This is a genomic window from Williamsia sp. z71, assembly GCF_059553375.1.
Genome location: NZ_JCANWX010000004.1, coordinates 235,624 through 260,448 on the forward strand (window position 1 = coordinate 235,624; position 24,825 = coordinate 260,448).

A 24,825-nucleotide genomic window follows, 5' to 3' on the forward strand; every position below is an offset into this window, starting at 1 on the left:
TTCGCTGGGCTGTGTGATCTACGCCGCACTGCGGTGTGTTCTCACCATAGAAGAGCGCCACTCTCGATGGCAATACCCGAATCGGACTTTTCTGACGAAGACATCTGTGGCACACGAAACAGAAATGGCCACGGAGCCGAACGGCCTTGATTTCGAGCATGAGGAATGCCGAAAGATGCACGCGATCGTGAAAGGGCGATACCGATCAAATATTCAAATCGGCGCGCCGAATAGGCGCCACCACACCATATTGAAAGCTGCAGTATGCGATACGGCCGGTCGATTCCGACAGGCTCTGATGTTCGAGCTCTTGTGATCTCATCTGGCGCCTTCGGCGTGGAGATCGGCGATCTGCCGTCGCACATGGTGTTTTTGGACCTTGCCGGACGCGGTCCGCGGGAAGTCCTCCACCTCGTGCAGTTCCTCCGGCCACTTCTGCCTGGCGGTTCCGGCGTCGGCGAAATGCTGTTGGACCTCGGAAAGCGTCGGCATCACCAGTCCGGGTTTGACTCGCACGACGGCGGCCGTGCGTTCGCCGAATCGTTTGTCCGGCGCCGCGACGACAACTGCCTCCGCGATCGCGGGCATCTCGAGCAGGACGTCCTCCACCTGCGCGGCGCTGACATTCTCGCCGCCGCGAATGATGATGTCCGACTTACGATCTGTGATCATCAGATAGCCGTCGTCGTCGATCACGCCGATGTCACCGGTGCGGTACCAACCGTCGTCGTCGAACGCCTGTGCCGTCAGCTCCGGATCGGTATAACCCAGGCACAGATCCGGTCCCCGACTGAGGATTTCGCCGTCGTCTCCCAATCTGATCTCGACACCCAGCTTCGGGTTACCGTCGGTCAGCAATCGCTTGTCCTCGGGAGCAGTGGTGACCGAACCGGTGATCGACGGATGTTCGGTACTCCCATACGACCGGGTGACGATGATGCCCAGGTCGGAAAGACGCCGGGTGACCGCGGCGGGAACAGTCGACCCGCCGAGGCCGATGTACTTGAGGTAGTTCAGATGGGCGGGCGTGAAGTCGGGATGGTCCAACAGACTCGTGACGAAGTACGTCGGCCCACCGCCGATCGCAACACCATCGGAATCCATCAGGGCGATCACCCGGGTCGGGTCCCATTCATCACACAGGTCGACCGGCGTGCCCTCCAGAACCGGCACCAGAAAAGCCCCCAGCATGCCGATGAAGTGCCCGACCGGCAGCGCGGTCAGTTGCCGGCCCCGATCCGACTGATAGTTGGACAGCAGTTGGCGGGTCTCGAACGCGAGCGTCTGGTGAGTGTGGATGACGCCCTTCGGATCACGCGTCGTCCCGGAGGTGTAGGCGATCAGTGCCGGGTTGGCGGGATCGACCTCGAGGGCGCCCGCCATCGGAACGTCTTCGAGCAGGTCATCGAAGTTCAGGCCGACCACACCGACGATCGGCACAGCTGCACTGACCTCGGGAACGTATGTCATCCGGCCGAACCGCTCGGCAGTGATGAACACCCGCGGTCTGGCGCGCTCGAGTATGAAGCCCAATTCCTTTGGGCCATAGAAATGCACGATCGGTACGACCACTGCGCCGAGAAACGACGACGCCCAGAAGGTGGCTGCGGCCTCCATCCAGTTCGGGAGCTGAAAGGCGACGACATCGCCGGCGCGGACACCGCGGGCCCGCAACCCGGCCGCGAGCCGGCGGGCGACCAGCTCGACGTCTGCCAATGTTCCCGAGTACGGGCGCACCTTCGAATGAATCCGGAAGTGAACACCGGCAGAGTCCTTCAAACCCCTACCGAGAATCTCACCCAGCGACTCGTCCGTCCACCACCCCATCGACTCGTAGTGCAGCCTGAGGTGGTCGGGGACGTGCCGAACCGCAATCGTGTTCTGCGTCGAATCCATCTGTTTCACAGTTCCTTTCACGATCTGTAGATCGAGCGGCGAGCCTGCCGAGGTGAGTTCGGCTCAGATTTGGGCAGTGGGATCCAGCAACTCACCGAGTTGCTCGACCATGTAGTCGATGGCGAGGTTCGAAGCGGGGGTTGAGGGGTACGAGAGATTCCAGATGTGCGGTTGACCCTCGTGTACCTTCAACCGCACATCGACCCCGGCCTCGGCAGCGACGCGACACAGCAGAAGAGAATCGTCCCGGAGTACCTCGGAATCGCTGACCTGCACGATGATTCGTGGCTGGCCGACCCAATCTCCGAGCACGGGTGAAGCCAGCGGATCGTTCACCGGGCTCCCGGCAAGATAACCCGCTGCGGCTTCGGTCGCCTGGTCTAGTGAGAAGCGGGCGTCGGTCGCCGCGTTCTCGGTGAAGCTTGCGGCAGTGTTGCGCAGGTCGGCCCATGGCGAGAAGAGAAACGCGCCGGCGGGGGCCGGGATCTCCAGTTGCCGCAGCCGCAGCAACAGCGCCGCGGCCAATCCCCCGCCCGCGGAATCACCCCACAACACCAACCGGTCGGGACCGATCTGCTCGGCGACCGCCCGATAAGCGGTCAGCGCGTCATCCACCGCGGCCGGGAACGCACACTCGGTCGAGAGGCGATAACCCACCGAGAACACCTGGGTCTGACAGGCAGCTGCGATCCGAGAGACACTGTCTGCGAACATCTGCGGGGAACCCTTGCGGTAGCCACCCCCGTGGAAGTGCAACAACGCGGTGTCGGCGCTCGCTCCGGGTGGCCGGATCCGCAAAACGGGGACACCGGCCAACTCGAGTTCCTCGATCTCCGCCACGACGTCCGGATCGACTGTCAGATGGTCTGTTTCGGTCATTTTCCGCCTTGTCAGAGAGGTTCATTCCAGTCATGGGTCGGCGCACGACCGCCGATCTGTCTCGTCAACAACTGCGCCGAGGCGATGACGGGCTGCGCCGCCGTCGCGATCTCTTTCCCGACGAGCTTGCCGAGGTGAAGCAGGGTGAGGCAGAAGACAACCCGGCCGTCGGGGTCGAAGACCGGAGCCGCGATGTTCCCGACGGTGTACTCGGCATCCGGATCTACCTCCAGGACCGCATAGTTGGGCTGGTCGTCGAAGAACTGTTCGAGCAGGGCTTCGCGCAGTCCGAGATCATTCGGGCGTTCGGCGAGGTCATGGGTCAGCGAGCGACGCACGGGATTCGGATCGTCCAGGCCGACCGTGTAACCCCGTTGCCGGACCGCCGGACCGTACGACTGAAGGTAGTCGGTCACCCGTTCATGCAGATCTGCCGGCATTTCCAGGATTCGCTCCCGCAACTCCGCCGGCGCCATCCACGCCATGAAGGGCTGCCCGAACGGGGGCTGCAGCGGTATGCGCTGCCCCGGGGCGAGCTCGAGCTGTCGCCCGGTCGGCTTGCCTTCGACCGCAATACACAGGATGTCCCGGCCGACCATCACGGTGCCCGAACACTCATGACCGGTCGACGCCGCCAGCGCGGCCAGCTCCTGGCGCGCCATTCCGATCACCGGATTGGCGCCGGCGGCGGCGTGGCCGGCAGCGAGCACGGCGGGACCGAGTGTGTACGTCTTGTGGCGAGGGTGCCGCGACACATAACCCCCGTCGCCCATCGCCTTGAGCACCGCGAACATCGAACCCGGGCTCACATCCAGAGCCTTCGAGAGCTCACTGAGGGTGAATGTGCCGCGCTCGTTCACCGTCAGAAAGTCCAGTACTTGTAGTGCGCGTCGCGCCGAGAGGGACATCCAATTCCTTCTATGCCAAATCGTTGACGTGATGTTTGTCTCAGGCTAGCGTAATCCACCAAGTTCCGAAACTGATTTCGAAATGCTGAAAAAAGGTAGGAAATGGCAAATACCGCCTTCACCCGAAAAGCGTTGGAATGTTCAAATCTGCACGCCCTGCGCCTGGCACTGCTGCACGCAACAGGCGATCAGGAGCTCGCAGCGATGAAGCTCGAACTGGTACCCATCAGAAGTGGCGCCGCGTTCGAGATGACGATTGCCGAGGACTCTCGCGCGGACCTGTTCCGCAAAGCCGAAGAGTTCGTCGCAACCCAGGCCGCGACGTACATCCCGCGAGAACTCGGCGAGGACGAACTCCGCTCGATGATGGAGCTCGCCCTGGGTCAGGAGCTCACCGACGCGGAGTTCGCGGTGGCGCGGACCATGCCCGCGGTGGACGAATTCCCGCTGTTCACGCAGTGGACCGACCAGCGCCCCGACCGCGCGGACGAGTTCACGGTTGTCATCATCGGCGCAGGCCTGTGCGGAATCGCGATGGCCGTCCAGCTCGAGCAACTCGGCATCTCGTACGTGATCTACGAGCGGCGCCCCGATGTCGGCGGCACCTGGGCCATCAACACCTACCCGGATGCGCGGGTCGACACCGCAAGCACCACATACGAATACAGCTTCGTGAAGAACCATCCGTGGACCGAGCAGTTCGCCCGGCAACCCGAGGTGCGCGGCTATCTCGAGATGGTGGCGAAGACATACCACGTATTCGAGAACATCAGGTTCGAACACGAGGTGCAGGCCGCGGAGTTCGACGAGTCGTCGTCGATGTGGTCCCTGCAGGTGGCCGACCGAGATGGTCTGTCCCAGCACATCGACAGTAATTTCGTGGTGACCGCCACCGGGTTGTTCTCGACTCCCAAAAGACTCGACACCGAGGGCATCGGCGACTTCACCGGTGAGGTCCTCCACACGACCGAGTGGACGGACCAGCACAGCGCGAACGGCAAATCGGTTGCCATCATCGGCAACGGTTCCACCGGCGTCCAGATCCTGGCGCGGATCGCCGAAGACGCCGAGCAGGTTCACGTCTTCCAGCGGACACCGCAGTGGATCGCACCCCGAGAGGGATACGGCGAAACGGTGAGCCCGGAGATGCGGTGGATTCTCGACAACATCCCGCACTACTGGAACTGGGCCCGCACCACCGCGCTCAAACCCAACAACCCCCGCGACACGATCCAGCCCGACCCCGAATGGCGCGCTGCCGGAGGCATTTTCAGCAAGAGCAACGACCGACTGCGGGAGAATCTGACCCAGTACATCCGATCCCAGGTCGACAACCGGGCCGATCTGGTCGACAAACTCGTGCCCGATTACACCCCCGCAGCCCGACGGCCGGTGGTGGACAACGGATGGTACCGATCGCTCACCCGGGACAACGTGGAACTGGTGACCGACGGCATCGAGAGATTCAGCAAGCACGGGATCGTCACCGCCGACGGCACCGAGAGACGAATCGACATGGTACTGAGCGCTGTTGGCTTCGAGGTGACGAAGTGGCTGTGGCCGATCGACTTCCGGGGACGCGACGGTGTGAGCATCGAAGACCGCTGGAACCTGCCGGGTGGACCGCGGGCCTTCCTCGGTCTCGCGATTCCCGAGTTCCCGAACCTGTTCGTGCTCTACGGACCCAACGCGCAGCCGGCCACCGGCGGCGGCATCGGTGTCGGCGGACTGCCCGCGTGGATGGAGTCCTGGGTCGGGTACATCGCCAGGGTCATCGTTGCCGTCGTGGAGGACGGCAACACCTGCGCCGAGGTCACCGAGGAGGCGTTCTGGGAATACAACAACGCAGTCGACGAAGAGGCGAGCAAACTCATCTGGCTCGATCCCGCCGCGAATCCGACCCGAAACTATTACGTCAACGAACACGGGCGGCTCGGAACGAGCACTCCGCTGTCAGGCTTGGAGCTCGCAACGCGGCTACTGCATCTCAATCGGTCCGACTTCATGTTTTCCGCTGCCGCGCAGGCAACTTCGGATGGCAGCTCGCCCGACGACAACGACAAACTCGAAACGGTTGCCTGAGGCGTCCCGGCACACACCACGATCCGACGTCTGCCGCACCGACCAACAGAAAGCGAAGAGAACACATGATCGATCTAGGACTGGACGGCGCCCGCGCCATTGTCATCGGTGCGGGGTTCATCCCGATGCGTGCCGGCAACGGGCGTGGCTCCGCGCTGCAGCTGGCCCGCGCCGGCGCCACAGTCGCCTGCGTCGACAAGGACGCCGACCGCGCCGACGAGATCGTCCGGGAGATCGCAGCCGAGGGCGGTAAGGCATTCGCGATCGTCGCCGATGTACTCGACTCCGGTGAGGCGCGACGGGCGGTCGACGAGGCCGCCGCACACATGGGCGGACTGGACGTGTGCGTCGACATCGTCGGCGGCGCCATGTGGAGCAAGGTCGCCGACATCCCGGACGACGACTGGGACGCGCAGATCCGCCTGAATCTCACGCAGGTCTTCTATGTGTTCAAAGCTGCCATCCCGCACCTGATCCGGAACGCCACCGGCGGCTCACTCATCGCGATCACCTCCGTCGACGGTATCGGTTCGTCCCGCTTCCACGCCGGTTACGGAGCGGCCAAGGCCGGCGTCGTCTCGCTCGTGAAGACGATCGCCGATGAATACGGCGAACGCGGCGTACGGGCCAATTCGATCGCCCCCGGCAACGTCGGCGGCGGCAACTGGGATCTCCCGGAGATCCCGTTCGGCGAGGACGTCGTCAATGCACTCGCGCCGCCACGTGGCCGCGACATCGCCGATGCTGTCCTGTTTCTCGCTTCCGGGCTCTCCTCGAAGATCACCGGTCAGACGCTCATCGTCGATGGTGGCGCAGTGATCCAGAGTCCCTGGCGCATGACCGAGGACCAGATCGGCCGCAACGCCGCATTCTCGAACGCGACGTCCTAGCTCGACCGGCTGAACTTCAGTGATCGGGCCCTCGCGGCCGGAACGGAGCATCGTATGACCAGCCAGATCCCGGCCGTGACGGACGCCTATCTCGTCACCGGCAAAGTCGCGCTGATCACCGGCGGGGGTGGTGGCATCGGTCAGGAGACGGCAATTGTGCTCGCGTCGGCGGGTGCGCAGGTGATTGCCACGGACGTCGACGAATCCGGACTGGCACAAACCCGTTCACGCGCCGAGGCGGTGGGTCTCTGCATCACCACGCGCCACCTGGACGTCGCCGATCCCGCAGCGGTGTCCGGAACGGTCGAAGATGTTGTCGCCCAACATGGTCGGCTGGACATCCTCGTCAACGCCGCCGGCATCATGATCATGCGAAATGCACTCGAGGTGACGCCGGAGGAACTCGAGAAGGTACTTCGCATCAACGTCGGCGGCACCTTCTTCGCCTGCCAGGCGGCGGGGCGGGTCATGCCGGCCGGCGGGAGCATCATCAATCTCACCTCGGCCATCGTCGACCGGTCCAGTCCCGGACGCGTCACCTATGCGATCTCGAAAGGCGGTGTGGTGCAACTGACCCGCACCTTTGCACTGGAACTCGGGCCGGCCGGGATCCGGGTCAACGCCATCGCCCCGGGGTGGGTCGAGACGGGGATGACGAACCAGCACTGGACCGATGCCGACGGTTCCATCGATCACCACAAGCGGGAGCGGTACATCATGACGATGACCACGGCGTCCCCACTCGGGGTGGTCGGCACCACCCGTGACATCGCGTTGTCGGCGCTGCACCTCGCCTCGTCGGCGGGCTCGTTCATCACCGGCCAGGTGGTACGGGTCAACGGTGGTTCATTCATGGCCTAGGCCTCGGCACCAAGACCGATATCGACGACAGACACCATCCGTGGAGCGAAACCACTGCGGAACACAGCGATCCGCGGAAGCGGAGAAGAGGACCGGATACATGGGCACAAGGCTTGAAGGCAAAGTCGCGGTCGTGACAGGCGGGGCCAGCGGCATCGGAGCAGAAACAGCGCGACGGTTCCTGAGTGAGGGCGCCCGCGTCGTGATCGCCGATGTCAATGACGAACTGGGCAAGACGGTCGCCGACGAGCTGGGGGCGGGAGCACTGTTCGTGCACACCGACGTGACCTCCCAGGACGATTGGGATCAGCTGCTACGGGTGACGAGTGAACACTTCGCACCACCCGGCGTGCTCGTCAACAACGCCGGTGGCGGGCGCGGTGTCGGCAACATCGTCGACGAGGTCTACGAAGGTCATCACAACATCATGGAGCTGAACGTCTCCTCGGTGTGGATGGGCACACGTGCCGCGCTGCCCATCATGAGGGATAACGGCGGTGGTTCGATCGTCAACATCTCGTCGATCGACGGACTTGTCGGCGTGGCCGGGATGACGACCTACGTCGCCTCCAAGTTCGCGGTCACCGGGCTCACCAAAGCCGTTGCCTTCGAGGGCGGCCCGTACAACGTGCGGGTCAACTCCGTCCATCCCGGGTTCATCGAGACCCCGATGATGCTCAAAGCCACCGGAACGGTGCGCACCCGCCTGGTCTCGGCGATGGAGAAGCAACCGATCGCCCGATTCGGCAAGCCGGAGGACGTCGCCAACGCAGTTCTGTTCTTCGCCTCCGACGAGAGTTCCTACTGCACCGGCACCTCTCTCGTCGTCGACGGTGGCCAGCTCGCCGGCCCGCATCGGGAACCGATGTGAGTCGCCGGCCCCGGATCGCCCTTCGCGTTTCACAACTCTCCTCTATCTGATTCGCCCACAAGATAATTCACTGAAAGGTCGACGATGATTCGACAACGACGTCTACTCACCGCGGCAATTGCTGCGGTGTGTTCTGCGACCCTCCTGCTGACCGCATGCGGTTCGGCCGACTCCTCCGGCGGATCGTCCGCGGACGCCGGGGATCCGGTGGCCGGTGGCGCCGGACGCATCATCCAGGTCAGCGAGCCACGCACCCTGGATCCGGCGGCACTGGGCAATGTGTGGGCGAGTCAACCCGAGCTCGGCAATGCGCTCTACGGGACTCTGATGATCAACACACCCGACTCGCTGGATATCGAATACAAGATGGCCGAGGACTTTTCGACCACCGACGGCGGCAGCACCTACACGATGAAACTTCGGCCCGGGCTGATGTTCACCGACGGGACACCCCTCGACGCGGCAGCGGTCAAGTTCAACTGGGAACGCATGCGCGACCCGGCACTGGGGGCGGGGGCCAGCAAGGTCAGTCCACAGATCGCCGGCACCGAGGTCATCGACCCGACGACGCTGAAAGTGACGATGGTCCAACCGAACTCGCACTACGCCCAAGCGGTGGTCACCAGCGCCCTGAACTGGATCGCATCCCCGACCGCATTGCAGAAGGGCAAGCAGGAGTTCGACAAGGCGCCGGTCGGCGCGGGGCCGTTCACACTGACCAGCTGGTCCCGCCAGGACGAGATGACGCTGACGAAGAACCCGGGTTACTGGGACGCACCGAAGCCGTACCTCGACACACTCACGATCCAGTTCGTCCCGGACGCCGCCCAGCGATACAACGCCGTGTTGAGCAACGCCGTCGACCTCGCCTCGGAATCGAACGCCGCGAACCTGCAGAAGGCCGAGGGTGGCGGACTCACAAACAAACTCGTCGATGCCGGCGGTGGCTACTACATGGCGATGAACACCCGTCGCGCACCATTCGACGACGAGCGGGCCCGCAAGGCGGTGTCACTCGCCCTGGATCTCGACACCATCAACACCGTCGTCTACAACGGTGCGGGTGTTGTACCGACCACCCTGTTTCCTGAGGTCTCCCCGTTCTACAGCGATATCCCGTTGATCGAGAACAACAAAGACGAAGCCCAGGCCCTGTTCGACGAACTGGCGGCCGAGGGCAAGCCCGTGTCGTTCGATTTCACCTCGTTCTCGACCACGGAGAACAAGCAGACCGGCGAGGCGGTTCAGGCCCAGCTGAGCGCGTTCGACAACGTCAAGGTCGGGATCAATGCCCTCGATTCCAGCGCCATCGGCTCTGTCGTGGCGGGACGGGACTTCCAGATGGTGGTCACCTCGGCGAATGTCCTGGACCCGGACACCGAACTGTGGACCAGCTTCCATTCCCAGTCGAAGGGCAACATGAGTGGGATCAGTGACCCGCAGCTCGACGCAGCGCTCGACGCCGGTCGGGTCGGCACAACCGTCGAGGAACGCAAAGCGGCCTACGACACCGCGCAGGAGCGCATCGCCGAGGTTGTTCCCGGCGTGTTCTTCGTCCGGTCGACGCCTTCGGTGATCGCCGGTGACAACGTGCAAGGCATCGTCATGTACGGGCTCGGATCGCCACTGCCCGAAGAAATGTGGCTGACCGACTGACGAGCGGCGACGCAACCGGACACGACGTTCGGCCGTCCCAGGTCTGACCATATCGAAGGCCCTGGCCTGCAGAGATGCAGGCCAGGGCCTTTCGGTGCATTCGCCACACCGTCAAGGTCGGCTCGTGACGAATCACCCAGTGTTTGCACAAGGCAACCTCGCGGCATACTCATGTCGGTGCTGCGTGGCCGGCCGGGGTTTCGGATCGACCGGAATATCGCGGAACCCGCATATCCTTGCCAGCCCATCTCGGTAGTAAAAACAATTGCTATCGATTCACGAAAGATGCCAAATGACTTCCCTGAATTCGACGGACGCGAGCGGTTCTGCAAACCCGGGCGACGACGGAGCCGGTGATCAGTCCGAGAGGGCCTCCGATTCCCCGGAGCGATCCGTTCGCAGCCCTCGCGATCACTTCTCTGCGATCACCGGCGCATATGCCGATCCCGCACTCATCGCGGTCCTCGAAGGACTGCGGGCGGCCGAGAACGGTGCGCCGTCCTCGGCGTGGTCGGTGCTCAACGACAGCGAACGGCTGCGCGCGGTTCACGAGACCGGGCTGCTCGAGCAGGGACCTCATCCGGCCATCGATCAGATTGTCGGCATGACCGTCGAAGCGATCGGGATTCCGTACGCTGCCCTGAACATGATCACCGACATTGAGCAGGTGACCGTCGGGATCGCCTCCCGCTCAGATGACATCGGGGACCGGCGGACGTATCCCCTCACCGATTCGCTGTGCGTGTACGCGGTGGCCGGCGGAGCCCCGCTCATCATCGACGATATCGTCGACCATCCGGTGCTCGCGGATCATTCGGCCGCTCGCAGCGGCGCGGTCGGCTCGTACATCGGCATTCCCATCATCGACGACGCCGGTCACGCTGTCGGTACGCTCTGCGCCTGGGACACTCAACCGCATCATTGGTCGAGCGGCGAGATTCAGATCATGACCGACCTTGCCCACGTTGTTCAGAACACGCTCTTCGATCAATGAAATCTTGGCGTCGCAATAGATTTGTGTGACCACCGGGAGCAGTGAATCGTGCTCGAACCCGGCGGGGATTTCGGCAGCCCAGATAGAGTGTGGTTAATTGTGAGTGCGCCAATTTGATGTTTGTCTGGGTTTGTCATGAATGGAGTGGGAATTGCCACAATTACTGGAGGTCGAAACCGCAACGGCCCCCAGCGGTGCCCCATCCATTTCCCCAAAGGCCCGCAGGAATTTCGGGGAGCTCATTCGAACCGATCCCCTCAGTACCATCACGACGATTTCGATCGATGCGTTGGCCGCAGCAGTTGCCGTGGCGCTCGCCTGGTGGTGGGTGATCGCATCGCAGTCACCTCATCCACCCCTGTGGTGGTTTGTGCTCTACGTACCCGCGGTGATCGTGGTGATGGGTGCACGCTCGATGTACCGCCGCTCCCTCAATCGCCGATTCCTCGACGAGTTCTTCGGGATCCTCTCGTCCACTGCGATCGCGTCAATGCTGTTGTTGGGCAACCTGGTCATGCTCGGGATCACCGATCGGCCCGGGGCAGCCGTGGCAAAGCTGTGGGTGTGTGCCAGCATCCTCATGCCCTTCGGGCGCCTTGTTCGCGTGTTGATCCAACGCCGACTGCAACGGCGCTCCCACCTGGTGTCCCCCACATTGGTCATCGGGTCAGGTCAGGTCACCCAACACGTGATCGATCGGATGATCGCGGCTCCCGAACACGGCATGCATCCGGTCGGTGTGTTGTCAGCCGAGTCCCCCACCCGAGGTGACCAGGCAATCGCCACCCGCCACGCGCCGCACCTGGGCACTGTCGACCAACTCGAACAAGCGATCGCCGACACCGGTGCCGAACGTCTCGTCGTCGCATTCACAAACGTTCGTTGGGAGATGCTGACGGCAGCGGTCCGCATCGCGCACCGTCACGGACTCCGGGTGTGGGTGGTACCCCGCATGTACGAGGTGATCGGTTCGAAGAGCGCCGTCGACCACATCGGCGGTATGCCCCTGTTGTCTGTGCCCCACACCAATCCACGAGGTTGGCAGTTCCGGGCCAAACACATCAGCGACCGCATCACCGCCGGCCTGATCCTGCTGGCGATCTCGCCGATCTTCCTGTTGCTCGTCTTGCTGGTGCGGCTCAGTTCCCCCGGGCCGATCTTCTTCGCCCAACAACGGGTGGGGCGTGACGGGCAGGTTTTCGGCTGTCTCAAGTTCCGGTCGATGCGGCTGCCCGATCCCGCCACACCGGAGTTCATCCCGAAAACGGGCAGTGCACCGGGAGGCGTCGAGGGCGTGGATCGACGGACACGGATCGGGAAACTGATGCGGTCGACGTCGATGGACGAACTCCCCCAGTTGCTCAATGTCCTGCGGGGTGAGATGAGCCTTGTCGGTCCTCGGCCCGAACGCCCGGAGTTCGTAACCCTTTTCGAGGCGCAGATCCGCCGATACGGCGAGCGACACCGGGTCAAGGCCGGCGTCACGGGATGGGCGCAGGTCAACGGCTTGCGCGGACAGACATCCATCGCCGACCGCGCCGAATGGGACAACTACTACATCGAGAATTGGTCGCTCTGGCTGGACCTCAAGATCTTGGTGTTGACCGTGCTGGCAGTGCTGAAGAAAGCCGAGTGATCCACGGGACGGTCCTCATGCCTTCCCGACCGACAGATCACGAGTTCGCTTACGGTTGGAGAAAGCCGAATTGTATTCCGGCGCAAACCTTGCTGCGGCCACGTGATACGGCACGAACATGAGCAGCTCGGTGATGACAAACGAGACGAATACCGCGGTGCCGGAGCCGAAGCCGAACAAGAAGGCCAGGCCCAACACCACGTAGAGCGTGGCGTTGGCCGCTCTGAGCCAGAAGACCATCGTGGTCCGGCCGGCGCGCCGCAGCGCGGCAAAGGGAATGGTCGTGATCAGCATGCAGGCCTTCCACCCGCATGCAACCGCCAGCCCCACATACAGTGAACTGCTCCAGGCCGGACCGAAGATCAGGCTCCAGATGCCCAGGTACGCGCCGCCGAAGATCGCCGCCGTACCGACCACCAGGATCAATGCGACATTGGCCACCTCACCGCGGTGGCCGTGCGCGAGTTGGCGTACCCGGCCATAAGCGAGGATCGGTTCGAGGATTCCCGAAATGGTCGACACCACGCGGAAACCCACGGCTGCTGATGGACCGAGAACAGCCAGGATGAAGGACGCCAACGCCGGCTGCACCATGCCAACGGTCGCGGTTTCGCCGGTGACCCACGCAGCTTTGCTCAGGTCAGGCGGAAATCCACTGTCGCGTCGGGCCGGTAATGGCCAACATCTGATGAGAACGGCCAGCAGGGCGCCCGCTGCCAGCACCCTGACACAGTTGGGGTTGCCGTACACCGCGAGGACCAGGGCACCCAGGCAACCCGCCATGAGTGTCGCTGCGGCAATCGATTCCAGCTTCCATCTGCCCCGCACAACCCCGATGGTCCGGGCCATCAGCAGGCCCGACGACAGGCCCAGTACACCGATCAGTGTGATCACCGTCGGCGGCACCGCGGGACTCACGATCAGCAGGATCGCCGACGCAGAAGTCAGCAACACCATCCACCAGGGCATCTTCATCTTGTGGTCGGCGTCCGGTGTCGCCAGACGGGACTCGACGACGAACGCCGACAGCAGCTGAGCCACATAGGTTCCGATCGCCAGCGACACGGCCAGACGGCCCTGCTGCTCGATGGGCGCAACGCGCGCGAAGACGGCGATGAATACTGCGGGAAAAGCGTTGAGCGCCAGCCCGGCGAGAATCTGCACCAGTGGCTCGACATGCTTCACGTCGATCGCTGAGCGAATGCGCGTCAGCACACCTCGGCCTCGCCGAACACGTCCCATATCGTGGATTCTCCGAATTGGCCATCGAGCACTGCAGACCTCGGTGAGCGAGTTTTATTCGTGGCTGCATTCAATTCAACGGAAGCACTTTGCGGCAGTCGGTGCCGATATGCATTTCTGTAAAAAACGGTACGCTCCACCTGTAGTAGTGTATGCCACGGATTGGCTGCCGCGCTCGCGGAGATCGAGCTGTTTTTTGCGATGGAGGGACTCGACGATGGTTGGTTCGAGATTCGTTCCGGATGATCCGACTTTTCTCGCGCGTCCGCTGAATTGTGCAAGTAAACATCCAGACAAATATGTGGTTTGATTTTTCGCCGAAAGTGACCGTCGAGGATTCATCACTTCGGAGTGCACCGCCGTGGTGGCTCGCACCGGCCGTATTGATCATGGTCCCCGTCCTCGGTTCATTCATTGCCTGGGCATCGCTGATCGGCTGGTGTTCGGCGGGCGGATGTCCGGCAGGGTCCTGGATGGACTTGCGTGGATTCCTTCGACCGGCGCCTTTCACACTTGCCGGCGTCACGTTGCTCGCGGTCTGGTACATCACGGTTGTTGTCCTGGCGACAATCGGTTGGCGACTGGGGCACGGGACGACACCGTCATCGGGGTCCGTCGACCGCACGTCCAGTGCAGGGTTCGAGCGACGCTATTTCTTTCTCATCCTGGCGGTGGCCACGGCCGGGGTCGGGTACGCGTATTCCCGCATCGCGTCGGCGACGTCGATCACCGAGGCACTGACAACCCAGGCCGGCAATACGTTCACGGAGGCACTTCCGGATTCTGCGGGCCTGGCGACACTTCGGTACGCGACCATCCTCGCGGCGCCGATCAGCATCTATCTGTGGCGAAAGAAGGTGCTACATCCGGGCTTCGCACTGTTCGCAGTAGGCCTCCTGGTGGCGAACTCCATGATTGCCTCGCGCCTGTCCCTGCTGATGGCGGTGGTGGTCTACCTCGTCCTGCAGACGGCGGTGGCCCGAGAACCACTCGGCGCCGACCGGAAATCGATGCGACCGTTGCACATACTCGTCTCCGTTGCGATCATGTTCGCGCTGCTCACCACGCTCAACTACGTCCGGAACGGAAACTACTACCGGGACGCGGGAGTCACGAATCCGATTGCGATGAACCTCTACCAGTCGGGCGCCTACCTGGCCGTACCGGCGCAGGTGTCGGTGGGAGTATCGGACGCCGTCATGCGAGGATCCTTCGACAACCCCGGTTCGGTGGTCGGCTCCGCGGCGGCGGCGCTGCCGACCTTCCTGGTCCCGGCGCACGAGGTCAGGGCCAAGGAATCGCTGGGCGCGGATTCGTACGACTTCACGGTCTCATTTGCACCGAATTTCACCACCAACTCCGAGTTCGCAGATACGTATGCAGATTTCGGGGCGTGGGGATGGCTCTACACGCTGCTGTTGTTTCCGCTCGCCGGTTACGTATTCGGCCGGTTCCTGACCTACGGTCCGGTGATTGCCGGATCGGCCGGAGTCCTCGCCTACTGCTTCGCCGAAGTGTGGCGTATTCAATTGCTGACTCAGGGCCTGACCATTTTCCTTGTCCTCCTGACGCTTGTTTGTGCATTCCTGGCAGCACGACTGCCCTCCACCGGGAAACCGGAGGATTTGGTTCCGGAAGGAAATGTGAAGTCAATTGGCTAGCAACTCTGCAGGTGCGGCATACCGGCCGTCCACGGTGGGCAGTGAGTGGCTGCGGTCGGCGGTCGCGGCGGTCCGCAATCGGTGGATCGTCCTGCTCGCCGGCGCCGTACTGGGTGGAGCCCTGGGCGCCATTCTGACGACCACACAAACACCGAGCTACGAATCGTCGGCGGTGATCTACCAGACGCCTCATTTCGGTGACACCGACGGCATGAGTCGACAGCGAACCGATGCGTACACGAGTTTGTTGACCTCTGATCTGGTCATCGAAACCGCGCTGGACGACATCGGATTGGAGATGTCGTTCTCGGACGTCCGCGAAAAGACCACAGCCAGCGCAAATATCGGTAGCGCGATCCTCACGGTGACCGTGCGCGCAGAGGATGCCGAGACGTCGTCCCAGCTCGCCAACGCACTGGCCGAAGCACTGCCCGAAACCGTCGCCACGTTGGACGGGATCACATCGGCGCCCGACCCGACAGGCCTGCCGGAGGCGGCGGCCACCGAGCCCGTGCGGTTGGCGGTGATCAGCCCCGCTGCACCCGACGATGCCGAGGGCGGCCCGAAGTACGTGCGCAACACAGCACTCGGCGTGATTGCGGGACTGCTCGTGGGACTGCTCTACGCCTACCTGCGCACACAGGTGAGCCGACGGGTTCAGGATGCCGGCGCACTCGCGAAGTTCTTGTCCGGACCGGTGCCGGCGTGCATTCCCGCCGCAAAGGCCTTGGAATCAGGGCTGGTCGACTTCAGGAGGGACAGCCCGGTCGCCGAAGCATTCCGCCGGCTGCGCACCCTGATCACCGATCATGAACCCGGTCAGGGCACCTGCCGGACCATCATCGTCTCGAGCGCCATCGACGGCGACGGCAAGACAGCGGTCGCGGTAAACTTGGCTGTGTCGCTGGCCGAGAGCGGCAACGAGGTGGTCTACGTCGATGCCTCCACGACCGACCCGGATAGTGCTGACCGCCATCGCACCCGACCCGAGGACGGACTCACCGCAACCGGACTGAACGGCTACCTCCTGGGTGACGGTGATATCGGTCGATACGTCTCGACCAGTTGCCATCCGAGGCTCTCGCTGGTCTCGGGCGGTCCCGCAGTGGGCAGCCGATCCGACCTACTCGGGACCGCCAGGATGCGCGATGGACTGGTCGACCTCGCGAGCCGCGCCGATTACCTCATCGTGGACACCGCATCGTTGGGGGCCAGGTCTGATGCGCTGGTGCTCGGGCGATGGGCCGATGGCGTTCTGTTGGTGGCCCGGTCCGACCACACCAGGTACGCCGAGGTGGGTGCGGCAATCGAACGTTTGTCGTTGGCCGATGTATGCGTGAGCGGCGTTGTGCTCAACGACTTCCCGCGACCACTGTTCCGCAGCAGAGTCAACCGACGCGCACGGTTGTCGGCCACCCGGCTACTGGCACCCGAGGCTCGACCCATCGATTCACCGGTGTGAGAACGGATAGACCGTTCGCCGTTCGGTCCGCTATCGGCAGGCCACGAAGACCGGTTCGCCCTTCGGCGGGGTGGTGGTCACGGCACCGATGGTCACCTCTGTGTCGCGGGGCGTCCCATCAACGCACCTGTCGCTGTACACCAGAATCGGCAGCCACGACGAAGGAGCCTGCGTCCAGACCAGATTCGCGGTTGACACCGTGCCGGACGAGCGAAGGAACTGGACGAACGGCCCAGCGCCTGCAGAGGGGATCGGCGGGCCGGTCACCGTCACATTGAGCTGGTCGATCTCGAACTGTTCCGCGTTGTCGGCAGCGAAGGCCAGCCCGGGCTGCGCGCTCGTGATGGAAACGGTTCCCCACGACATGCCCTGCGCCGTCTGTAACCCCACGGCCCCGGTTCCCTGCGCGATCGCAGTGTCGATCACCGTGCAATCAGCCAGCTGAACACCGGTGACCGGTTGGACTGCAACCGATTCCATGAGTACGGACCAACTACTGCAGTCGGTTACCGCAACCCCGGAGATATCGAGGTCGAAACGGCTGAACGTGTCACCGACAGAGCCGTTCGGACGTGCGAGCACATGCAGTCCCATGTGTGAGTTCTCGATGGTCAGTGCATCCAGGGTCACGCCGCGGCTGGCCACGTAGTGCCACCCGGCAGTCGAGGCAACCGAGGCCGAGTCGACCATCACGCCTGCACCGGCGGATTTTCCGCTGACCGCCAGTCCGGTGACCGTCGATCTGTTGACGCCGGCCAGACGCATCCCGTTTGCTCCGCCACCGGTCACGACAACATCTGTGATGTCGAAATCGGTGTTCGACCACTCGGTCAGAGCCGGGAACGAGAACGTCTCGGACGCGTTGTCGTACTGGGGTTGTGCAGAGTAATAGGTCACCAGCGCCAGGCTGTCATCACCGGTATTCGTTGCCGAGTAGTTCTCGACGGTCCCCCGGCGGCACGCGTTGAAATGAAGACCGTCGGCCATGGTGTCCTCGACATGAAGGCCGTCGACGGTGATGTCGGCGACGCCCATCATGATCACGCCCGCCTGCGGGCTCGCCTCCACCCGGCAGTTGCGCAGCGTCACCCCAACCGCCGGGCCATTCGACCCGGTCCAACCGGCAGGCACCGCAGCGGTTTCCGATGGGTAGCCCACGACGCGGATACCGTCCCCCATCGAGCGCTGCGCCGGCGCAGTGGCCCAACGCACCGCCACGTTGTTCAAGGAGACACGTTCGGCCGGACCGCGCAGCACGACGCCGTGACTGGTACCCATGCCGTTGCCGTCGAGGTTGTCCATCAACAACTCGGCCCCGGCCTCGAAGTCGATGGAGACGTCAGAGATACCCGCAACCGCGATCGCGGCATTGCCTGCGGGATGACGCTGGGCAAAGCGGTAGGTCCCGGCCGGGAACCATAGGACGTCGCCGGGATTCAGCGCAGCGACGGCGCTGCGGATGGCAAGGGAATCGTCCTGCACGCCATCCCCCACAGCACCGAAATCGCGGACGTCGCGAATCTCTCCGTCATCGGCGACGAGGCGGATATCGCGGGTGGATTCCGCCGGCGGCGCACCAGAACACGAGGTGAGCACCACCGCCACCGGGAGCGCCCCGAGGAAATGGCGGCGCGACAGTGCCGGTGATCTGTCAGTCAATGTGTGTCCTCCTCGAGTGCCGAACAAATCGCCTCGGCGGTTGCTGTCGCCGAGATCTCCGCCTGGCGCCGCTTGACGTGCAACTGGCCGCGATCACTCAACAATGCCCTGGCAGCGTCGTCGTCGCAGTACTTCTTCATGAGCCAGGCCAATGCCTGGCAGTCGTGCGGGTCGAAGTAGTCGGCACCATCACCGCATGTTTCCTGCAGGACGGCGATATTCGACGACAGGACGGGGGTCCCCGACGCCATGGCCTCGAGGGGAGGCAGACCTGCACCTTCGTACAGTGACGGCATCACCAGGAAGTCCGCCTGTGCCACCAGTGCGCGCAGACGGTCGAACGGAAGCCTGCCCGTCAACTGCACGCGTTCGCCGAGGCTCTCGACGAGCCGGGTGACCCGGTCGTCGAGTGTTCTGAGCGACTCATCGCCACCAGCAATCACCAGCGTGTGGGGAACCGAACCCGAGATCGCCGCAAATGCCTCGAGTAATACCGGCAAGTTCTTGTGACGTTTGATGTTTCCGACGTACAGCACGTACGGGGACTCAATCGGCGACAGTCCCGGCACCGGCGGAGAAAACCATATGTCGTCGACGGGGATAGGAGTCACCAACACCTCGGTAGACGGGGCAAACGTTGCCACGGATCGCGCGGTCACCTCGGATGGAGTGAAAACTGTCGCCGTCCGCCGCGCGTCGAGTTTCAGCATTGTTCGTGCGTACGCGTTCTTGACCAGATTCTGGTCGCTCAATTTGTTGTCTTCGATATGAAGGGTGTCGTGCACGGTCGAGAAGAATCGAGTTTTTCGATGCCGGGGAGCCAACAGCGCGAGCGGAAATGGGTAATGCGGAACCCACAATGCCCGTGGACGCGTTTCGGCCAATGCCCGCCACCACACACGTTGCTCCTGGAGCGAATACATCCGGGCGTCGGCCGGATCCGAGAACACCACGCGAGTATTTGCACTGGTCACAGGGAGTGCGTTCGGGTCCGCGAGAATGGCGAGGCCAAATCCGCGATCGTTGAGCACCTGTTCGAGAACCGGGATCTGAGTCCTGATGTAGGTCCCGATTCCGCTCTGCCGGATATGCCTGGCGTCGAACAACACGTCAACGGACAACGCAGGATCGCTGCTCGCATGGCCGACCCGGGGAGTGTGCACGAAATTCATTGTCGCAGGTCTGACAATTCGCTTGAACCATCGCCTGTATCGTGTGATGCGCGACCTCGAATAAAAACTGCTACGTTCGGGAACGAACGAACCAGGATTCCTTCGGAGCCCGGAAGATTTTCAGTTACATTCTCGGTAAGCGAAGGGCGGCTTTGCGTGGATATCCGCAATGCTCAATTGGTGTACACCGCGGACAAAATGGGCAATCACCGATTGATTGCCACGTGCCGCAGGCAATCGACGCAATCATGAATGATCTGCGGTTGGCAATAGTCCATGAGCGATTCACGGAGATCGCGGGTTCAGAACATGTGGTCGAGCAGCTGTCGTCGACGTGGCCACACGCCGCCGTCCATGTTCCACTCGCCCGCCCGTCCGGCATACCGGCCGGACTTCACTCCCCTCCGGTGACGACCTGGGTCGACGGCGCATACCGCCTGTTGGGTAGGACTTCTTACGCGCCGCTGATGCCGTTGCTGCCCAGTGCCTTTCGGGGGATGAAACTCGGTGAGGTCGATGCGGTGGTGGTGAGTCATCATGCATTCGCCACGCAGGTGGCCTTCGCCACCGACGCCCCGGTGATCGCCTATGTGCACAGCCCGGCGCGCTGGGCGTGGGACCCGGCCTTCCGAGCGCAGGAAGCAGGGGGCTCGGTCGGTGCAGCAGTGCTCGCGGGACTGGCGCGAGTGGCGCGCCGAGACGAGTTGAAAGCGGTCGGACGGCTCGAGCGGATCGTCGCGAACTCGACCGAGGTCGCCGATCGGATTCAGCGATGGTGGGGTCGGGAAGCAACCGTGGTGCATCCGCCCGTGGACACGCACGGCTTCACCCCCGATCACTCGATCGAGCGTGAAGACTTCTTCCTGCTCGCCGGCCGAATGGTGCCGTACAAGCGTCCCGACTTGGCGATCAGGGCCGCACGGCAGGCCGGTAAGCGATTGATCGTCGTCGGTGACGGCCGATGGATGGACGTCTGCCAAGAGCTGGCGGCCGATGACACAGTCTTCGTCGGACGGGTCCCCCACCAACAACTATTGGATCTCTACCGGCGAGCGCGAGCGCTACTCATGCCCGGCGTCGAGGACTTCGGCATCGTTCCGGTCGAGGCGATGGCCACCGGAACACCCGTGATCGCGTTGGGCGAGGGCGGTGCACTCGACACCGTGATCCCGGGTAAGAGCGGGATCCTTGTCCCCACCGGCGACGATGATCGGGTGATCGACGGGCTCGCCGAGGCGATGACGACCTTCGATCCCGGCAGTTTCGATTCACGGGAGATCCGCTCGTGGGCCGAGGGATTCTCCCGAACGGCCTTCGGCGAAAACATGCGCCGAGTCGTCGACAGCGCACTCGCCGTTCACTCGTAGGCGGTCGTTTCCATACTGACCGTCTCCGGCGGCGGCGGGTTTCGAGGCGGTGAGTCCGGATCGTCGCCGTACGCGATCAGGACGCCGGCCCAGATCACCGCCGCGCAGGTGACAACACCACGGGAGAGAACCTTCCGGTTCCGATCCCGGATTTCGGTACTGGCCGCCATATCGATCACCCCGAGCTCGAATCGTCTGCATCGTCGCCATGACGTTTCCATCCGGCTCGGCCGGCCACACGAGTACTGCGCTACTCGGTTTTTGCACAGGCGTCCGTGACCGCGTCACGTACCGAGGCCCGACGGTCATTGTGCGAGTGCGCCGGCCCTGTTCTCAACCGGAACCTCGAACCAGCCGGCGTCCTCGGCGATGGGCAGATGCTCCAGGCGCCGAGCCGCCCTGTCCTTCGGACGAAGCGCGATGCGTGCCGAAACACTGCAGTGGAGTCGGCCGGCGCCGTCCGCGGGCGTGCGACGGACCGGGATCAGCAGACGCCAGACCCAAGAGTTCTTGTTGCAGTCCTCGCCGGCCATCTCATTCACGACCTGCGGCAATCCGCCGGCCATCGAGTTCTTCCGGAGGACTATCCCGGCTTGGATGGCACCGCGCAGAACCCACATCAAGGTGATGTTGCCGAGCCCGTTGCCTTTGCTGCTGCTCCCACCGACATCGGAGTGGACACCCGCGAACCACAGCTCCTCGACCGCGGACTCTTTCCCCACCGGCTGCTCTTTGTAGGGCCTGCGCCACTCGTCGATGGCTATCGCGTGCCGCCCCTGCCTGACGTTGGGCAGTTCGTCGGAATCGTCGAACAGCATCGACCGGCCGAATATGCCGGGCGCACTGACGGTATCCCACAATCCGATGAATTCGACTGGCACCGAGAACATCTCGTCGATCTGATCACCGGTCAGAGCACCCGATTCACCCATGCCGACCACCGTGTCGTTCTTGGGGTCGGCCAGCCGGCACACCGTGACGCGAAAACTGCGCGCCTCCTCTGTGTCGGCGTCGTCCCACACCTTCTTTCGGCGGGCATACTCTTTGATCGCGTACTCCACGAGATTCTCCGACGATCGACGCGGAATGCCTATCTTGTGCAGCAGACCGGCCAGGGCCCGAGCCGTGAACGCTCCCCGACTGAACCCGAAGATGTATATCCGATCCCCCGGGTTCCAGTTGTTCATGAGGAACGTATAGGCCTCGGCAAGATTCGTTTTCAGTCCGGTGCCGAATGCCAGGCCGCTGAGCCGCGACATCAGCCGCCCGATCGGCGTCCACACCTTGGAGGAAGAGAACGTGCCCACACCGGGGTCGTAGTAGAGGAGTTGTCGCGGACGATAGCCCTGGCAACAAGGTGAATGTCCCGGCGCCGCCTGCCCGGTGCAACCGGGATCATGTTCTTCATCCCGGTTCTCCGAGAAGGCGCGCAACGCGCGAACGACGTTGGTATTGCCGTTGACACGAATGCTGTTGGCCGTTCCGTCCAGACAGATGACAAGATTTTTGGAGCGCAGGCGGCCTGACGTGTCGTGAGTGGTTTCCATTGCCGTCCCCGATGGTCGATGCCGATTTGCGTTCCATCCATCTTCGCGCAACCGGACCCTGCAGCCATTTCCCAAAAGGGCAGACTTTCTCCACCGAACTCACGACAACCAAGTGGGCCGCTACCAGGAGTGACATTCGGCGATGTGAACGATCAACCGAACAGACGCTTCCAGCTCTGCTCGCTGGTCAATTCCGGCAGAGCCTCGCGGTACTCCTGTGCGACCACCGGTGCCTGCTCGCGAAATCGCCTGATCAGCTTGATGGTTCGCCACGTCAACTCGCGCAACGCCTTCGGGTTCCGGCGGCGTACCCGCACTCCGGCCTGGGACAAATCGGTCACCACCACATGTTCGAACAGGGAGGCGTGCCACCACGAAGCGTCCCCGGCGGGCAGTCGTATCACGCCCGGGATCGTGCGTCCCCGCCATTGGTGGACAAGGCGTTTGGCCAGCACCAGATCGATCAGGTCCTTACGCGGCTCGTGGCCCTGCAGCCAGGTCTGCATGTCGGCCAACCGGATGTCCGGGATCTCGGCTGCCGGGTACATCACCGTTTCGGGGTGACGCGCGCGCTCGGCGCGAATGTCCGACAGGACACCGGTACCGCCGTCCTCGAGGATCTTCGGTCCGGCCAGAAAGTCCTCCACACCTCGGATCATGGTGAGAGCCAGTCCGTATTGCATCGAGACCAGATACTGCATCACCTCACGACCCAGCCGCTTGCCCAGCGCGTTGGCGTCGATGTCACTGTGCAACGCTGCGGTGATCAGGGAATTTCGAACACTGAAGTACTTCGCCCAGTCATCGCGGTCCTTGCGGTCGAACTCGGCGTGCCAGACCCCGGCGTTGGACAGGGTGACCGTGGCAAAACCGTTGTCGCGGGCGCGGATTCCGAACTCGATGTCATCCCATTGGAAGAACACCGGCAGTGGCAGGCCGGTACCCTCCAACACGGCCGACGGGATCAGACAGGTCCACCACGCGTTGTAACCGGCATCCACCCGTCGGTTCTGCCGCTTTTTCAGCATCGATGAGTCGTGTCGTGCGTTCGGTGCCCACCGACCGGCCTGCAATCTGGTCAGGTCGGCGTGCTCGGCGCCGACATGGAGGCGATCGGGCCGGGTCAGGTACAACATCTGGGCACCGACCAGGGTGGGTTCGACCGTGGCGGCGGCAAAAGCGCTGAGCCGCAACACCGTTTCGGGCTCGCACACGATGTCGTCGTCCATCAGGACCACATCCGGCGCCTCCAGGCGTGCGTTGGCCTCCATGAGGCTGCGGGTGAATCCGCCTGCGCCACCGAGGTTCGGTTGACGCAGATAGACCAGTCTCCCGCCGAGCGTTTCGGACAACTCCGCGAACTGTGGATGGTCGGCGACCGCCAGCGACCCCTGATCCACCACCAACACCAGACTGACCTGGGCGATCGCGTCGAGATCAGCGGCCAGGGCGCTGACGGTCCGGACACAATCGTCCGGCCGGTTGAAGGTGCAGATCCCGATCGCGACGGGCGCCCGCGTTCCGGAATGCGGCACGGACCAGCGCACCCGGCTCACGTCGGCATCCCCGCCGGCGACGCTGAACCGCAACCACAATGCGCCGCCATCGAGGAAGTCGTTGAGCGAGGCCTCGAGCTGCAATTCTCCGCTGCCCAACACGGTGTCGGTGGCCACGGTGCGTCCGCGGCCGGATATGTCACCGGCGATGATGTCCACCCGCAACCGGCCGGTGGTGGTGTACGCCAGGGTCACCCGAACGGTCCGGGCCGCTGTGGCCTGCTGCCAATAGCTCGCCGCGAACCGGCCGAAGTACGTATCGGTGTCCACTTCGGCACCGGCACGCAACGACACGGTGGAGCGGGACAAGTCCGCCTTCCCGCGCACCAACCTCGAGTACATCCGCGGGTTGACCGTGTCGACCGGACAGCCGAACAGACCTCGCTGCACCAGCAATTGCCCGGCCGGAACGTCGGTGATCACATCGGGCGCCGCGACATCACTCATGCTCTGCTGTTCTCCTTGATAGGGAACCTCGCGCGCAGA

Annotated in this window: 19 protein-coding genes; 10 read left to right on the plus strand and 9 right to left on the minus strand. The window is 63.4% G+C overall.

Annotated elements, in window-relative coordinates; all coding sequences use genetic code 11:
* Nucleotides 1-318: 318 nt before the first annotated feature.
* The 3 genes from AC51GR_RS11810 to AC51GR_RS11820 all read right to left on the minus strand — a co-directional run bounded on the left by AC51GR_RS11810 (nt 319) and on the right by AC51GR_RS11820 (nt 3,683).
* On the minus strand, nt 319-1,896 hold the full coding sequence (locus AC51GR_RS11810) for an AMP-binding protein (RefSeq protein ID WP_496324838.1): 1,578 nt from the start codon (nt 1,894-1,896) through the stop codon (nt 319-321).
* 63 nt (nt 1,897-1,959) lie between these two features.
* A complete protein-coding gene (locus AC51GR_RS11815; protein WP_496324839.1) occupies nt 1,960-2,775 on the minus strand; it encodes an alpha/beta hydrolase fold domain-containing protein in 816 nt (271 codons plus the stop codon).
* A gap of 11 nt (nt 2,776-2,786) precedes the next feature.
* On the minus strand, nt 2,787-3,683 hold the full coding sequence (locus tag AC51GR_RS11820) for an IclR family transcriptional regulator (RefSeq protein ID WP_496324840.1): 897 nt from the start codon (nt 3,681-3,683) through the stop codon (nt 2,787-2,789).
* 102 nt (nt 3,684-3,785) lie between these two features.
* On the opposite strand from AC51GR_RS11820, the gene AC51GR_RS11825 reads away from it, so the two are divergent.
* The 7 genes from AC51GR_RS11825 to AC51GR_RS11855 all read left to right on the plus strand — a co-directional run bounded on the left by AC51GR_RS11825 (nt 3,786) and on the right by AC51GR_RS11855 (nt 12,673).
* Complete coding sequence (locus AC51GR_RS11825) at nt 3,786-5,765, plus strand: flavin-containing monooxygenase (protein ID WP_496324841.1); 1,980 nt, start codon at nt 3,786-3,788, stop codon at nt 5,763-5,765.
* A gap of 65 nt (nt 5,766-5,830) precedes the next feature.
* Entirely contained in the window at nt 5,831-6,655 is an 825-nt protein-coding gene (locus AC51GR_RS11830; protein WP_496324842.1) for an SDR family NAD(P)-dependent oxidoreductase, read from the plus strand.
* 54 nt (nt 6,656-6,709) lie between these two features.
* Nucleotides 6,710-7,516, plus strand: coding sequence for an SDR family NAD(P)-dependent oxidoreductase (locus tag AC51GR_RS11835; protein ID WP_496324843.1), 807 nt, complete (start codon nt 6,710-6,712; stop codon nt 7,514-7,516).
* 100 nt (nt 7,517-7,616) lie between these two features.
* Nucleotides 7,617-8,387, plus strand: coding sequence for an SDR family NAD(P)-dependent oxidoreductase (locus AC51GR_RS11840; protein WP_496324844.1), 771 nt, complete (start codon nt 7,617-7,619; stop codon nt 8,385-8,387).
* An 84-nt stretch (nt 8,388-8,471) separates the two neighbouring features.
* On the plus strand, nt 8,472-10,043 hold the full coding sequence (locus AC51GR_RS11845; RefSeq protein ID WP_496324845.1) for an ABC transporter substrate-binding protein: 1,572 nt from the start codon (nt 8,472-8,474) through the stop codon (nt 10,041-10,043).
* Between the two features lie 292 nt (nt 10,044-10,335).
* Nucleotides 10,336-11,037, plus strand: a complete 702-nt coding sequence (locus AC51GR_RS11850) for a GAF domain-containing protein (protein ID WP_496324846.1) — start codon at nt 10,336-10,338, stop codon at nt 11,035-11,037.
* Between the two features lie 139 nt (nt 11,038-11,176).
* Nucleotides 11,177-12,673 (plus strand): sugar transferase, encoded by a 1,497-nt coding sequence (locus tag AC51GR_RS11855; protein WP_496324847.1) that lies wholly within the window; start codon nt 11,177-11,179, stop codon nt 12,671-12,673.
* Between the two features lie 15 nt (nt 12,674-12,688).
* Here AC51GR_RS11855 and AC51GR_RS11860 read toward each other — a convergent pair whose 3' ends face one another.
* A complete protein-coding gene (locus AC51GR_RS11860) occupies nt 12,689-13,888 on the minus strand; it encodes a polysaccharide biosynthesis protein (protein WP_496324848.1) in 1,200 nt (399 codons plus the stop codon).
* Nucleotides 13,889-14,214: 326 nt separating this feature from the next.
* Between AC51GR_RS11860 and AC51GR_RS11865 the strand changes: the two genes are divergently transcribed.
* Entirely contained in the window at nt 14,215-15,576 is a 1,362-nt protein-coding gene (locus AC51GR_RS11865) for a hypothetical protein (RefSeq protein ID WP_496324849.1), read from the plus strand.
* Nucleotides 15,569-17,038, plus strand: a complete 1,470-nt coding sequence (locus AC51GR_RS11870; RefSeq protein ID WP_496324850.1) for a tyrosine-protein kinase domain-containing protein — start codon at nt 15,569-15,571, stop codon at nt 17,036-17,038. The genes AC51GR_RS11865 and AC51GR_RS11870 overlap by 8 nt, the downstream gene beginning before the upstream one ends.
* A 30-nt stretch (nt 17,039-17,068) precedes the next feature.
* On the opposite strand, the gene AC51GR_RS11875 is transcribed toward AC51GR_RS11870, so the two are convergent.
* Together AC51GR_RS11875 and AC51GR_RS11880 are read right to left on the minus strand one after the other, a co-directional pair.
* On the minus strand, nt 17,069-18,697 hold the full coding sequence (locus tag AC51GR_RS11875; RefSeq protein ID WP_496324851.1) for a glycosyl hydrolase family 28-related protein: 1,629 nt from the start codon (nt 18,695-18,697) through the stop codon (nt 17,069-17,071).
* Nucleotides 18,694-19,860 carry a glycosyltransferase family 4 protein gene (locus tag AC51GR_RS11880; RefSeq protein ID WP_496324852.1) on the minus strand — a complete coding sequence of 389 codons (1,167 nt, stop codon included), beginning with the start codon at nt 19,858-19,860 and terminating at the stop codon, nt 18,694-18,696. The genes AC51GR_RS11875 and AC51GR_RS11880 overlap by 4 nt, the downstream gene beginning before the upstream one ends.
* A 257-nt stretch (nt 19,861-20,117) precedes the next feature.
* On the opposite strand from AC51GR_RS11880, the gene AC51GR_RS11885 reads away from it, so the two are divergent.
* Nucleotides 20,118-21,236 carry a glycosyltransferase gene (locus AC51GR_RS11885; protein ID WP_496325053.1) on the plus strand — a complete coding sequence of 373 codons (1,119 nt, stop codon included), beginning with the start codon at nt 20,118-20,120 and terminating at the stop codon, nt 21,234-21,236.
* Here the strand turns inward: AC51GR_RS11885 and AC51GR_RS11890 are convergent.
* From AC51GR_RS11890 to AC51GR_RS11900, 3 genes are all read right to left on the minus strand, one after another.
* Nucleotides 21,227-21,406: a hypothetical protein gene (locus AC51GR_RS11890; protein WP_496324853.1), complete on the minus strand. Its 180-nt coding sequence runs from the start codon at nt 21,404-21,406 to the stop codon at nt 21,227-21,229. The genes AC51GR_RS11885 and AC51GR_RS11890 overlap by 10 nt on opposite strands.
* Nucleotides 21,407-21,541: 135 nt before the next feature.
* Nucleotides 21,542-22,783 (minus strand): T6SS phospholipase effector Tle1-like catalytic domain-containing protein, encoded by a 1,242-nt coding sequence (locus AC51GR_RS11895; RefSeq protein WP_496324854.1) that lies wholly within the window; start codon nt 22,781-22,783, stop codon nt 21,542-21,544.
* Between the two features lie 152 nt (nt 22,784-22,935).
* Complete coding sequence (locus tag AC51GR_RS11900; protein ID WP_496324855.1) at nt 22,936-24,786, minus strand: glycosyltransferase; 1,851 nt, start codon at nt 24,784-24,786, stop codon at nt 22,936-22,938.
* Nucleotides 24,787-24,825 lie beyond the last annotated feature (39 nt).

What these genes read in the sequence shown, in the direction of transcription:
- AC51GR_RS11810 (WP_496324838.1), bottom strand. Translation starts at nt 1,896, where the DNA reads ATGGATTCGACGCAGAACACGATTGCGGTTCGGCACGTCCCCGACCAC.
- AC51GR_RS11815 (WP_496324839.1), bottom strand. Translation starts at nt 2,775, where the DNA reads ATGACCGAAACAGACCATCTGACAGTCGATCCGGACGTCGTGGCGGAG.
- AC51GR_RS11820 (WP_496324840.1), bottom strand. Translation starts at nt 3,683, where the DNA reads ATGTCCCTCTCGGCGCGACGCGCACTACAAGTACTGGACTTTCTGACG.
- AC51GR_RS11825 (WP_496324841.1), top strand. Translation starts at nt 3,786, where the DNA reads ATGGCAAATACCGCCTTCACCCGAAAAGCGTTGGAATGTTCAAATCTG.
- AC51GR_RS11830 (WP_496324842.1), top strand. Translation starts at nt 5,831, where the DNA reads ATGATCGATCTAGGACTGGACGGCGCCCGCGCCATTGTCATCGGTGCG.
- AC51GR_RS11835 (WP_496324843.1), top strand. Translation starts at nt 6,710, where the DNA reads ATGACCAGCCAGATCCCGGCCGTGACGGACGCCTATCTCGTCACCGGC.
- AC51GR_RS11840 (WP_496324844.1), top strand. Translation starts at nt 7,617, where the DNA reads ATGGGCACAAGGCTTGAAGGCAAAGTCGCGGTCGTGACAGGCGGGGCC.
- AC51GR_RS11845 (WP_496324845.1), top strand. Translation starts at nt 8,472, where the DNA reads ATGATTCGACAACGACGTCTACTCACCGCGGCAATTGCTGCGGTGTGT.
- AC51GR_RS11850 (WP_496324846.1), top strand. Translation starts at nt 10,336, where the DNA reads ATGACTTCCCTGAATTCGACGGACGCGAGCGGTTCTGCAAACCCGGGC.
- AC51GR_RS11855 (WP_496324847.1), top strand. Translation starts at nt 11,177, where the DNA reads ATGGAGTGGGAATTGCCACAATTACTGGAGGTCGAAACCGCAACGGCC.
- AC51GR_RS11865 (WP_496324849.1), top strand. Translation starts at nt 14,215, where the DNA reads ATGTGGTTTGATTTTTCGCCGAAAGTGACCGTCGAGGATTCATCACTT.
- AC51GR_RS11885 (WP_496325053.1), top strand. Translation starts at nt 20,118, where the DNA reads ATGAATGATCTGCGGTTGGCAATAGTCCATGAGCGATTCACGGAGATC.
- AC51GR_RS11890 (WP_496324853.1), bottom strand. Translation starts at nt 21,406, where the DNA reads ATGGCGGCCAGTACCGAAATCCGGGATCGGAACCGGAAGGTTCTCTCC.
- AC51GR_RS11895 (WP_496324854.1), bottom strand. Translation starts at nt 22,783, where the DNA reads ATGGAAACCACTCACGACACGTCAGGCCGCCTGCGCTCCAAAAATCTT.
- AC51GR_RS11900 (WP_496324855.1), bottom strand. Translation starts at nt 24,786, where the DNA reads ATGAGTGATGTCGCGGCGCCCGATGTGATCACCGACGTTCCGGCCGGG.